This window comes from Kutzneria sp. 744, assembly GCF_000568255.1.
GTDB lineage: Bacteria > Actinomycetota > Actinomycetes > Mycobacteriales > Pseudonocardiaceae > Kutzneria.
On record NZ_KK037166.1, the window covers coordinates 6,321,360 to 6,333,780 of the forward strand.

13 protein-coding genes are annotated in these 12,421 nt (G+C 68.0%); 5 read left to right on the forward strand and 8 right to left on the reverse strand.

What is annotated here, in order from left to right; translation table 11 throughout:
* The 4 genes from KUTG_RS61750 to KUTG_RS28735 all read right to left on the reverse strand — a co-directional run.
* Positions 1–413: PrgI family protein (locus tag KUTG_RS61750; RefSeq protein ID WP_043730960.1), on the reverse strand; the 413-nt coding region annotated here is incomplete at its 3' end.
* Positions 414–416: 3 nt separating this feature from the next.
* Positions 417–2,237: a hypothetical protein gene (locus tag KUTG_RS28725; protein ID WP_043721163.1), complete on the reverse strand. Its 1,821-nt coding sequence runs from the start codon at positions 2,235–2,237 to the stop codon at positions 417–419.
* 428 nt (positions 2,238–2,665) lie between these two features.
* The gene (locus tag KUTG_RS28730) at positions 2,666–3,025 is read right to left on the reverse strand and encodes a pilin (protein WP_043721164.1); all 360 of its coding nucleotides are present in this window, start codon (positions 3,023–3,025) and stop codon (positions 2,666–2,668) included.
* 191 nt (positions 3,026–3,216) lie between these two features.
* Positions 3,217–4,140, reverse strand: coding sequence for a hypothetical protein (locus KUTG_RS28735; protein WP_063753575.1), 924 nt, complete (start codon positions 4,138–4,140; stop codon positions 3,217–3,219).
* 814 nt (positions 4,141–4,954) lie between these two features.
* Here KUTG_RS28735 and KUTG_RS54005 point away from each other — a divergent pair.
* From KUTG_RS54005 to KUTG_RS28755, 5 genes are all read left to right on the forward strand, one after another.
* Positions 4,955–5,716: a hypothetical protein gene (locus tag KUTG_RS54005; RefSeq protein ID WP_157494838.1), complete on the forward strand. Its 762-nt coding sequence runs from the start codon at positions 4,955–4,957 to the stop codon at positions 5,714–5,716.
* Positions 5,713–6,675 carry a TRM11 family SAM-dependent methyltransferase gene (locus KUTG_RS28745; RefSeq protein WP_084579899.1) on the forward strand — a complete coding sequence of 321 codons (963 nt, stop codon included), beginning with the start codon at positions 5,713–5,715 and terminating at the stop codon, positions 6,673–6,675. The genes KUTG_RS54005 and KUTG_RS28745 overlap by 4 nt, the downstream gene beginning before the upstream one ends.
* Complete coding sequence (locus KUTG_RS56715; protein WP_198047343.1) at positions 6,672–6,971, forward strand: hypothetical protein; 300 nt, start codon at positions 6,672–6,674, stop codon at positions 6,969–6,971. Before KUTG_RS28745 ends, KUTG_RS56715 begins: the two co-directional genes overlap by 4 nt.
* Before the next feature lie 6 nt (positions 6,972–6,977).
* Positions 6,978–8,429, forward strand: a complete 1,452-nt coding sequence (locus KUTG_RS28750) for a tyrosine-type recombinase/integrase (protein WP_043721165.1) — start codon at positions 6,978–6,980, stop codon at positions 8,427–8,429.
* Positions 8,430–8,507: 78 nt separating this feature from the next.
* Entirely contained in the window at positions 8,508–9,056 is a 549-nt protein-coding gene (locus KUTG_RS28755) for a hypothetical protein (protein WP_043721167.1), read from the forward strand.
* Between the two features lie 291 nt (positions 9,057–9,347).
* On the opposite strand, the gene KUTG_RS28760 is transcribed toward KUTG_RS28755, so the two are convergent.
* From KUTG_RS28760 to KUTG_RS28780, 4 genes are all read right to left on the reverse strand, one after another.
* Complete coding sequence (locus KUTG_RS28760) at positions 9,348–10,913, reverse strand: ThiF family adenylyltransferase (protein ID WP_084581361.1); 1,566 nt, start codon at positions 10,911–10,913, stop codon at positions 9,348–9,350.
* Between the two features lie 32 nt (positions 10,914–10,945).
* Positions 10,946–11,326, reverse strand: a complete 381-nt coding sequence (locus KUTG_RS28765; protein WP_043721169.1) for a hypothetical protein — start codon at positions 11,324–11,326, stop codon at positions 10,946–10,948.
* Between the two features lie 15 nt (positions 11,327–11,341).
* Complete coding sequence (locus tag KUTG_RS28770) at positions 11,342–11,644, reverse strand: multiubiquitin domain-containing protein (protein WP_084579901.1); 303 nt, start codon at positions 11,642–11,644, stop codon at positions 11,342–11,344.
* Between the two features lie 408 nt (positions 11,645–12,052).
* Positions 12,053–12,286 (reverse strand): hypothetical protein, encoded by a 234-nt coding sequence (locus KUTG_RS28780; RefSeq protein ID WP_043721174.1) that lies wholly within the window; start codon positions 12,284–12,286, stop codon positions 12,053–12,055.
* Positions 12,287–12,421: the final 135 nt, after the last annotated feature.

Here is a 12,421-nt window from a genome sequence, read left to right on the forward strand (position 1 = left end):
CCTTCGAGGCTGATGGAGTGCGCGGGCAGCTGCAGCGGAGCCGGCAACGCTTCGGGCGCAGCGGTGACCCAGGTGGGTACGCCCGGTATTCCCGCACCGTCGGTGGCGGGAACCAGGCGGCGGGGTGCGTGGCGCTGTTTGAGCGCGGCCATCAGCAGTTCGTCCAACCCGAGTCCGTGCCGGCGGATCAGGACCACCGCGGCGGTCATGCCGGCGACCGGCACCGCGACGGCGGCGAACACCAGGAACGGCAGCAGAGGGCGGGTGGCCTCGAACAGCAGCCACAGTCCCAACCCGACCAGAGTGACCAGGCTGAGGTGGCGGCCGGTGAGACCGAACGCGATCGTGTCGGGCTTGTCCACATTGGCCGGTACGCGGACGGCCATCGGGATTTCCTCATCGCGGCGGGACATCGCTTACTCCTCCGTGCTGGGCGTGGGCGGGTTGCCACGGCGCCGTCTCCGGCGTCGTGGCCGGGGCGGTTCGTCGGCTGGGGTGGCGGGCTGGACGCGGGCCGTGGGCTGGGATGTGGAGATCCGTGGAGGCTCGGCTGCGATTCGCGGTGGTGGGCTGGAGATGCGCTGCGGGGTGACTGCCGTCGACGCCGTGGGCGTCGTGGGTGGTGTCGGGGTGGACAGTCGCGTCGGTGTCGCCGAGATCCGGGCCGGGGTGGCGGCGGCCGGGTCGGCGACCGCTGGTCGGCGTGCCGGGCGGACGGGTGGCGCCGGCGCGGTCGCCGGTGGGGGTGCGGACATCCGCGGCGGGGTGACGGCGCCCGGGGCCGGTGTCCGCGTCTCGGCAGGAGTGGCGGAGATCCGCGCCGGCGGGGTGCTGGTCCGGACCGATGTGCGACTGACCGGCACCGGGGCGGACGCAGTGACCCCAGGAGTGGCTCCGAGCCGATGAGCCGGCTGCGACACCGGTGTGGTGCTGGCCGAGACCCGCTCGGAGGATGCGGTGGGTGCGGTGTAGGCGCGGATCGCGCGTTCCCGCGCCCGGTCTCCCTTGGCCTGCACGTGGGCGAGGGCACGATCCAGGCGCTGTTGCGCTCGCGGCGGAGTCACGGCGAGCGGGGCCGGTTCGAGGTCGGGTGGGTCGGCGGGCATCCGCCACGCGGACTCGGGAATCGGCCCCCACCGCAGCCTGCTGGCCTTGCCGACCGCCGCCCGATGCGCCACCTCCGGCGTGACCGAGCGGCGAGAACCCGACGCGGCCCGAGCACCGGCCGCGGCGCGGTGGCTGCCGCGGCCAAGACCCAGCATCCCGAGGACCTTGCCCATCACGGCGACCTTGACCAGCGAGCCGAGCATGGAGCCGCCGCTGGTGCCCCACACCATGCGGAACACCCAGAACGGAATCTTGATCTCGATGTAGATCAGGACCAGGAACACCAGCAGCGCCATGATCCCGCTGCCCGCCGCGAGCCACCCGCCGCCGCTTTGGGTGGAGTTGGCGGCCTGGAAGAACGCCTTCATCGCCACCACGAGCGTGAGTGCCTGGGCGGCCTGCATGGCCAGCAGACCGATTACCGCGCGCCACCACCATCGGGCCAGGCCGTCGGTGTAGGGGGTGGCGTGACAGGCCAGCAGTATCGGCGCCGCGGTGGTGAGCACGGCGGTGGCGATCATGCGGCCGATCCACACCACCAGCAGCACGATGATCAGCACGTCCAGGATCAGTTCCAGCAGCAGCGTGAAGATCCCGTCGGTGGCGATATGCGCCAACACGACCGCTTTCAGGGCGGTGATGACGTCCTGGGTGCTGGCCGCACCGTTCACTAGCCCTGCCGACAGGGCGTTGGCGAACTGGATGCCTTGGCTGACCAGGCTGAGGCTGACGTTCGCGGCGGCAAAGCCGACCACGATGCGCGGCAGGATCTCCTTGAGCGCGAACCGGGACTGCAGACTCTCGTGGCTCATCACGATGATCCCGCCGGCCAGGATGAACAACACGAACACCGTGTTCGCGATCACCTGCACGCTCGCCCAGGTGCTGGCGATCGCGGGCAGCGTGGTCAGGTCCGGGGTGGACAGGATCGAGTTGGCCAACAAGTCCAGAGTGGACTCCAGCCCGGTTCGCACGAGGTCGCGGAACCAGTCGTTGATGGCCTGGCGGACCTGGCCGCCCAGGTCCCACCACGCCGGATCCGCCCCCGGATCAGCGCCAGGGCTGGTGGTGGTCGGCGCCGTGGTTGCCGGTGTGGCGGGCGTGGTCGGCACGATCTGGATCGGCGGCACCGACGGTCCGGCCGGGACCGTGCTGGTCGGGGGCGGGCCGGCACCCCACTGCTGCGCCGAGGCAACGCTGCGCGGTGCGAAATATGCAGGTCCTCTTGCTCCCCATGCCCCCCAGAGTACCAGTTAGGGTGACTCCGTGTATACTGCGGGTTGCGCCAAAAGACCCGTACGCAGGACAGTGCGAGCCACCACTAGACCTCGCGGACGCCAATCGTATAACGAGCACGCGCGATCGTGCATCAGTGCTGCTTTTCCTGTAAAGATTTGCAGACGGACTTTCGGACTCAGAAGCTTAGGTAGCATATACGTATGGATCCATGAGTTCTGTGGCAGAACACAACTGTTCACCATGGGCTCTGACTAATACACCAGCCGCCCGCAGTCAGGCCATCGATGCCCCTCGCGCCACGAGCCGGTGGGGAACATGGTCAGCCCACCACCGTCTGCAGCAGCGCCAGGATCGCCGGCGCCAGCATCGCCACCCCGTAGCCGATCAGGGCGTTCCGCAGTGACTTCTTCGCCCGCTCGACCTCGCCGGGGTCACCATCGGCGGCCAGGTACCGCACCGCGCCGATGGTGAGAAACAGGGTGGCCAGCCCGACCAGCAAACCGAGCACGACACCGCGCAGTTTGTCGATGACCCCGCCCAGCGTGGGCGCGTCGGCGGCCAACGCCGGTGCCGCGTCGCCGACGGCGAGTAGCAGGACGACCCCACAGAAGGTGACGCAGCGTAGTAGACGGTGGGTGGTGCGGCGGCGCGCGGCAGCGGTGGTGGTGATCTCGGGCATGGCCGCGTCCCCCTTTCAACACATGGCGCGCGACAGCGCAGCGGAAACCGGTCATCGTGATGTGCTGGTGCGGGACACCCGAGCCAGGCGCGAATGCCACCCAAGAGAGGCGGCTATCGCGTCGGTGTTGTCAGAACACTGGGGTCGGCCGGTGATGTCATCGGACCGTGGCCGTGGTATCCCGCATCTGTCTAAAGCGCGGCCGAGGGCCGAAAGTGACAAAAATCGGTCGAGATTTCGTGGGGGCGGTGCCCGGTCAGGTAGAACACCAACCGGTATTCGGCTTGGTCCCGCAGATACCGGGCCCGCCGGTAGGTCCAACCCAGCTGACGGGCCACCTCCGTCAAATGCGCACCGTCGACGTGAATGGCCCCGAGTACCGAGGCTTCCAGGTGGGAGAGCACGCCCTGGGCGACGGCGTCGGCCAGCACTAGGTCCTGGTGCCCGGTCGGTCGCGCCGGGGCCATCGACTCCCGCACCGGCCGATGCCAGCAGCTGCCTTTCCACTCGGCGGCCCGCAGTTTGGCGCCGGCTCGCCCGGCCGCCCACACCAGGCGTGCGGCCAGCATCCCGGCGTCCGGGTCGATGGTGGTCAACCGCTTACAGAACCCGTCCAACACCTCGGCGTCCATATCCGCGACGTCCCCGGTGTAGCCGCGGGCCAGCTCGCCGGCGACGTTGCGCAGCCCGGGCAGCGCGACCCCGGCCGCGCCCACCACCCACGCCGCCCCGTCGGTCTGCGCCGAGCGCACCAGCCGTACCCAGGCCGCCTCCCGCGCGGCACGGGTCGTGGCCGCCTCCAGCAGGAGGTCACGCAACTCGTCCAGCGGAATGGACCGGGCGGGCAGGCCATGACCGAGCCGAGCCCCATCGACGGCCAGCGGCTCCGGGCCGGTGGTCAGCAGCCGAAACGCGGTCTCCACCGCGCCCAGCACCGAGCTGTGGCCCCACGCGCACGGCGCGACCTCCCGCTCGTCACCGCCGACGGGGGCATCGGAGTTGTCCACAGCCTGCGCGGCTGCACCCTCCGGCGATTCGGTCTCGACCGGCGCGGAATCGGTGTTGTCCCACACCTCGCGCTCGGTGTCCCACCGCTGTTCGTTGTATTCAGCCATGACTGGCGTCCTTCCCCATTGCTCGGCCCGTCGCGGCGGTCCGGGTGTGCTGTGGATGCCAGTCATTGAGACCGAACGGTCTTTCAGTTTTCTCACACTCCGCGTTGTGTAAGGCAGCGTAAGAAAGGTGGAAGGTATCCCCGACGGGTCGTGTGACACTGCGCGAGTGTGCCGTGAGCTGCGGCGATAGGTGGCTACTCGAGCTGTAAGGGCGGGGGTCGTGCTGATTGAGGAGTCGGTGGAGAAATATTCGCAGGGATCTTGCCTGCCTCTTGGCGAGTGCGGTCAGGTGCCTCATGGCTTCGGTGTTGGTGCGCTTTGTGTAAGGTATTCCCCGTTGTGTGTAAGCCGTCGTGGGTCGACAGTTGGTGGAAAACACTGATCGGCGGTGGAACACCTGGGTTTGGATTCTGTGCGATCTCGTCGACTGGGCGGCGGCGATACGCAGGTCCTGGACAACTCGGATCCGCCGGTGCCCTGCGATGCCGGCACCGTCCTGCCCTGGCACACGGAGATCTCCGTCCGATGCCGACGCTCGCGCTGGCGTGATCACCGATACTGCTGTCCGCTGGCGGCTGGGCGGCTTCTGACTCTGCCCAACCCAGGGCGGCGAGCCCTCTGGGGCCGGTGCGATCACTCTGCAACGATCGTGTCCCGGCCGGCGCCCCGATTCCCCTCGCCCGCGCCGGTCGGCTGATTCACCGACCGGGTGGGCCAGAGAAATCATCGTGACGAGTTTTGGCACTTTCGGGGTGCCAGCGCGCTTTAGAAGGGAGTCAGAACACCGAAGAGCCAGCCGGGTGAGGAGAACGCCATGCCCACCGTCCACCCGCCCCTCATCACACCCGTTCCGCCGGAACTACCACCGGCCCGGCATCATTCGTTGCGTGCCCCCACGGTTCCGTTGGCGATCTGGCTGTGCGCGCCCACTCCCGCCGAACAAGGCGGCCTGCCACTGCTGGTCGACGGCGTTTCCCGCTCGCTGATTACACGAATCGTCGAGGAATTCTCCCGCCCCGACGACATCGTGGTCGTGACCGGCGTGGACAGCGGACGGATCGCCGCGGTCGCGGCCGCCTCCGGCCAGCGCCGCGCCACCACCTGGCCCCGCCCGGCAACCACCCTGGGTGACCGCACCACGAACGGCGACCACCACCTCGACGCGCCGGCCCGGACCGCTGGCGGTGCGCTGGCGGCCCCGGTGGCACCCCGCTCAGCGGGACTGGTGCTCGCGGTCGAACTGCCCGTCCCGTGGATCACGCCGACCGGCCAGCCCTACCGTGACTGGGCCGGCTTGCTGCGCCCGGGCGGCGTGCTGGCGGTGATCACCGCCAACCCCGCCGGGCCGGGCCGGTTCGCCAACCACACCGGCATGGTCGTGGCCGCCGCCGAGGACGCCGGCCTGGGCTACCTGCAGCACATCGTCGCCGTGCACGCCCACGTCCACGGCGAACGCCTCCTGGTCCCCACCAGCACCGACCACACCCAGCCCGAGCCGGGAACCGCCGAGTACGTGCACGTGCCGGCCCACATCGACTTGGTGATCTTCACCAAGGCTGAGGGAGGTCTGCGGTGAGCCCCCAGCACACCCCGTCCCGCTCCTCCCATGGCCAGCGCGGAAGTGACCTGTTGGGCGAGCTGCCGGTCACGGTGTGGCCGACCGCGCAGCAGATCGCCAAGACCCAGCGTGCCGGCCGCTATGTGCCCGATTCGCACGCACACCCGGCGAAGATGATGCCCGCGATCGCCCGGCACGCCATCGCCACCTTCACCGCGCCCGGGGACCTGGTCGGTGACCCGATGTGCGGGATCGGCACCACCCTGGTCGAGGCGGTGCACGCCGGCCGCGACGCCGTCGGCGTCGAGTACGAGCACCGCTGGGTCCGCGTGGCACAAGCCAATCTCGACCTCGCCGGGTCGCTTGGTGCCCCCGGTGCCGGGCGGGTTGTGCACGGTGATGCCCGCCGCGCCATCGCCGACTTGGGGGAGACCTACGCCGGGCGGGTGGCGCTGGTGTTGACCTCTCCACCGTATGGGCCCAGCGTGCACGGCCACGTCACCAGCGACCGCGCTAATGGCGTGCACAAGGTCAACGACGTCTACGGTCACGACCGCGGCAACCTCGCCCACCACCGGATCCCGGCTCTGCTGGAGGGGTTCACCGAGATCCTGCGCGGCACGATCCCGCTGCTGCGCCCGGGCGGGGTCGTGGCCATCACCACCCGCCCGTTCCGCCACGACGGGCAACTCATCGACTTCCCCTCGCTCACCCTGGACGCGGCGGTCGCCGCCGGCTTGGAGCCGGTGCAGCGGTGCGTGGCGCTGCTGGCCGGCATCCGCGACGGACGCCTCGTACCACGCAGCTCGTTTTTCCAACTGGACTACATCCGCAAACTCCGCGACCGCGGCGTCCCGGCATGGGTGATCGCGCACGAGGACGTGTTGATCCTGAGGCGATCGCCGAACATCCACGCGACGGCAGGCCCACGGACCACCAAGTCCGAGGCGGCCGCCTCCAGGAGGTGCTCACGATGAACCGTCGCGTGTGGACACCAGACCAGATCCGAGCCCTCGGCTCAAGCACCGACCTCGTCACCGCCGGACAGATCCTCGGCATGGGCCGCACCAAAAGCCACGAACTGGCCCGCGCCGGCCGCTTCCCCGTCCCGCTGCTGCGGCACGGCCACCGCTACCGCGTCCCCATCGCCGGCCTGCTCCACATCCTTGGCATCACTGCCAGCCCGGCAACGACCGGATCGGAGGACTGGCCCTCTCCGGGGAGTCGAGCGTCGATCGACCCGACCACGCCAGCGGATTGTGCCCAGGAGTGATCGGCGATGAACGGTACGACCTACAAACGGTGCGGCTGCCGCGACCCCCACACCGGACGCGCCCTCGGCGCGAAGTGCCCACGGCTGCGGCGCCGCAACGGAGCCTGGAGCTCCGACCACGGCATCTGGCACGCCCAGATCGAGCTGCCGCCCCGCGCCGACGGGACACGCCGCCCACTCCGCCGGGGTGGCCATGCCACCCAACGCGACGCCGAGAACACCCTCGCCACGATCCACACCCTGCTGGCCCTGGCCGACCCGAGCGATCCCACCACGCTCACCACGATCGCGGACGCCATCGACGACGCCCACCGCGCCAAACGCGCCTGGCCCACCGTCGCCGAGATCCGCCGCCACCTGCACACCGGCATCCCCACCGACCAACTCCCCACCCTGGCCGACTACCTCGACCAATGGATCGCGGGACGCAAAAGGCTGGCCAAGACCACACGGCGCGCCTACGCCAGCCACATCCGGCTGTACTACAAGCCCCACCTCGGCACCCTGCGCATCGACCGGATCCGCCGCGCCCACATCGTGTCGATGTTCGACTGGATCGAGGAACGCAACGACACCATCCGCACCGCCCGCGCCTCCACCGACCCCACGGTGCGGGCCACGGTCAAGGGCCAGCGGATCACCGGGCCGGCCACGATGCACCGCATCCGCGCCACCCTCCGCAAAGCCCTCAACGACGCCATCCGCGAAGGCCTGATCACCACCAACCCAGCGGTCCTGCTGGAGTTGCCCTCCGGCACGCCACCCAAGCCGGTCATCTGGACCCCTGAACGGGTCAAGCGGTGGCGGCACACCGGGCAGGTCCCGAGCAGTGTCATGGTGTGGACACCGGAGCTGACCGGCGCGTTCCTCGACCATGCAGTCGGCGACGAGCTGTACGCGCTGTACCACCTGGTGGCCACCCGGGGCCTGCGCCGGGGCGAGGCGTGCGGGCTGCCCTGGACCAACGTGGACCTGGACAACGCCGCGATCACTGTGGACACCCAGATCGTCCAGGTCGGCTGGGACACCGAGTTCAGCGACCCCAAATCCGCCGCGTCCAACCGGATCATCCCCTTGGACACCGGCACCGTCGCCGTACTGCGTGCCCATCGCGCGAGGCAACACCAGGACCGGCTCGCGGCCGGACGCGACTGGCAGGACACCGGCCTGGTGTTCACCCATGCAGATGGCAGCCCCTGGCATCCAGCCGTTGTCACCGACCGGTTCCAGGCACTCACCGCCAACGCCGGCCTACCACCGGTCCGGCTGCACGATCTCCGACACGGCGCCGCGACACTTGCCCTGGCCGGTGGGGCGGACATGAAGACCGTCCAGGAGCTTCTCGGTCACGCCTCCTACACCCTGACGGCCAACACCTACACGAGCGTCCTTCCCGACTACGCCCGTACGGCCGCCGAGAAGGCTGCCAACCTCATCCCGCGTGCGGCACCGGCGTGACCAGAGGCAATCTGAAACCCAAGCGTGGCCACCCGAGCAAGTCGACGCGTTGTCAGGCTTGAGGTCCATCATGGACAGATGGACCTCACCGCCTTGCCGACCTGGATCGGCGTCACGCTGGGCGCGATCATCACCGCGACGGTCACCTGGCTCGTCTTCGCCGCGACCCGCCGCAAGGACCACCACCAGCGGCGATGGGAGCGTCAAGTCGAGGTCTACGAACGGGTTCTGCTGGAGGCGGCGGCCTGGACGGCGGACCGCGCCAAGGCGATGCACAGCCTACCGGCCGATGGCGGATCCGCGATCGCGGCGCTTGATGAGGTCGAGCGTCGGCGGACCCGGATCAGGCTTCGGATGTTCGGCCACCAGGAGGTTCGGGACGCGTTCGAGCGCTACGCCGACGCTCATTGGACCTGGGCCGGCATCCACGCCGCACTGAACGAGCTCTACGCGACGCAGCACCAAGTCAACACCGGTGAACTGCCCGCTCACCAGGACATGAGCGAGGAGATCCGTGCCAAGCAGTCCGAGGCCAAGGCAGCCCAGAAACGCGCGGACCAGGCGGAGACCGAGCTGATCGACACCATCGAGCAGGTGCTCAAGCGGGTGCCCAAGTCGATCCGGTGAGACCCGGAATCCTCTGCGCTGGCCGCGCCGGCTCGGCCGCCGAGCACGAGGTTACTCGGATGTCCTCACAGATCGGACAGGGAAGCGGCGGCGCACGGCGGCCGATGAAGTACTCCCACGCACCCGCCGACCTTGGGGTCCTGCTATATCGGTCCGACCTGGCCGATGTCGTCGTCGACTCCGCTGGAATGGCACGTGTAGCCATCGCGGCTACTGGAACAGTGTTACCTAGAGCCGCGTGACAACGTTGCCTACCAGCAATCCGAGGAATACCAACAGGCAGACCTCTCGTCATCGCTGACAGACCAGAATCGGCGGACGGCGGTCGACGAATGAGCTCCTGAAGAACCACCAAGGCATCCGACGCCCGATCCGCTTGCTTCGAACCGCCACGCCCGGATGTAAGCTTTCTTTCCATCGCCGACCATTCCTCTGCGACTGTCGTACCTTACTGGCAATTCTGACGGGAAGTCGCTGGCCCGCGCCCAGTCCTAGTCGGCCGTTAGTACCACATTCCGGACAATCATTGTCGGAGCGCGGAATTTCGCGGATAACTCGACCGGTTGTCTCGGAAGCAGTGGGGTGAAATCTCGTCCAGCGCTCACTGTGAGGCGCCGAGAGGAGTCCGACTGTCGACATGAGGTAGTCGTCCACGGCATGAGCGGCGGCCACCGCGTTGAGCGTGATGACGCTGGGGGCATGGATGTCGGCGTCGTCAACGTAACGCTGCTGGCGATGCTGCTCCGGTGTGAGAGCTTCCTCTTGCAGCTTGTCTGGCTTGATCAGCTCGTTGCACCACAGGCAGCTCAGCCCGGGCGTCAAGGGGCGAACCACGCTGAAGACGTCGGTTACGTTCCCATCCCGATCGAGCTGAACCTTGGCCCCAACCTGAACTGCCGGAATTATGTACTGGTGGACGACCGCATTGACCACCAAGCGCGCCTGCATCGAGTCGGCGGCCAGGAACAGGTAGTCGCAGTCGATGAGGCTGCGGGCGACATCGTCGTGGGTGACGTCGCCCTCAACGGCGTCGAACCTGATCTGCGGGTTGGCTTGGCGGGCGACTCGCCGGGCGACCTTGACCTTGGGCGTAGCCAGCTGCTGCCCGATCCGGCGGATGAAAGCCGGTCGTGTAGGGTCAGTCAGCCAGGGCCGCGCATCGCGTCGCCTGCTCCCGACGACGCGCGGCAGGTTGGACGTCTCGATCAGGTCGGGGTCGATGCTGACGATGTGCCCGACGCCCACGCGGGCCAGGTACTCATTGATCAGCGAGCCGGCGCCGCCGACCCCGATGATGCCAACCTTTTGACCAGCAAGGATCGCCTGACCGCGGTCGCCGAAAAGTCGGCTCTGCCGGTCATAGGTCAGATCTGCTAGCGGCGCCGGCGGAGGAGACGGATGAAGTACACGAGTCGGCTCACCATGCACGACCGCTGACGTGAGCTCGACCCGGTTGCCCTCCTGGAGCCAGATGTCCCCCGCCAAGGAGTCTCGGGCGAGCACAAGGCCACCGACGGGCTGATGCTCCAGGATGTCGAGCAGCGCCGGGTAGCCACGCTCATGAGATGCAAGATCGTCACCAGAGAAGGCGACATAGCTCGCACCGCCGTGGCAGTGCACGGCCAGGTAGGCCAGGCCCTCGTGGTCACAGTCCAGGACGCGATCCCGCACGAAGGTCGCGGCGAGCATGCGGTACCCCCGTCGGCCGGGCACGTAGTCGACGCCGTCGCGGGCGAGGTAGAGACGTCGACCCAACAGGCGGGTTCCGCGACCCGTCTCGACCACGCCGGCCCCGATGACGGCACCGTGCTCGTCGCCGTCCCCGGGAAAGAGGTGGCCCGTCAGCTGCTCCGTCATCGGGGCTGGCAGATGCAGAGTCCACCGGCGAGCTAGCGGGAGCGCAGCCACGTCAGCACCTTCTGCAACTTGATCAGCGCGGTATCGGTTACTGGGTTGAGCCGGCGCGATGCCCGAGAGATCTGAACGGCCGAGCGCTCGGCAAACGTCGTCACCGACATTCCCTCCCCCAGAACGGCACCATCGGTACGGGCGAGGTCACCTCGCACGAAGTGCGGGTACACGTCCGCGTAGGGGTACTGAAAGGTGATACGGAAGCCGATCCAGGTCTCACCCTGCGTATATGGAGGGCCTGGGTCGACCGGGCTGACGAAGACGACCGCGCCTCCGTCAGCCTCCTCAGTGACCTGAACCTCGGCCTGCGGGAATCCGGCTCGGATCTCCTCGATGGCTTGACCAACTTCGGGGGTCATCTGACGGTCACCTGGCTACGAGTTGTCGTCATCGGCGACGGCGGTGAACGTGGAGTGCTTGGTCACCGTCACCACGTCCGCGTCGCCGATGACCTTGCTCTCGCCGGACGGCAGCTCCTCGGAGAGCACGAAGTCCAGCTCGATCTGGACGCCCTGGGCGATGGCGGCCTGCTTGATCTCCAAGCCGGTGACCCGTGGCCCCTTGATGTCGACCGGCTTCTTGTTGACGCGGATCTCCACGGTGTGGCGGACGGTCGGGTTCTCGTCCTGTCCCGCTGGTGCTTCCGAAGGGCTGGGGTAGTGCGTCGCGTCGGGCATCTCTGGCACTCTTTCCGTGCTGACTGTTCTGACAGGTTCGGTTGGCCCACTGGAGACCCTTGCCCTGGCCGGCGAGGGTCTCCGTTGTTTCGAGGGACGTGGTGTCTGCTCGCCGGTTGGCGGACGTCCATCCATCGTCGAGCTTCTGCTGTAAAGACCCAGGTCAGCCGCCTTCCCACGCCGCGCTCGGCGATCGGGTGACAGACCTGGCACCGACCATCCTGGCGCGGTATATTCTATACCTGGTAGGTGAAGAGTATCAGATGATGTACCTGGCAGGTAAACAGCTCCGCGACGTTGGGGACGGTGATGGAGGTCAGCTTCGCCTCGGGGCAGATGGCCAGGACATGCCGCTCGCCTGCACAGATGCGGCGCAGGTGGGGCCGTGAACGAGCCAAGAAGGTCCAACTACGGCTCGACCAGATGATGGCGGCATCCACGCTTGCCGAGCTCATGACACTGCCTCAGGCTCGATGCCATCAGCTCGGAGCGGACCGGGATGAACAGTTCTCGCTGGATCTTGACGGTCCCTACCGCCTGCTCGTGGCGGTCGACGACGACCCAATGCTCCGTCGAGACGATGGCGGCATCGACCTCGAACGAGTGACCCGCCTGCTCGTTCTTGAGATCGATGACACGCATTGACCAGGGCTGAACGGTGGAGCGGTCAAGATGGTCAAGACCACCAAGCGCAAGGGGGGACGTTGGACAGGGAAGGAAGAGGAACGAACCGAAGAGCTAGAGCCAGCACATGGGCGGAACTGCACGGGCCAGGCG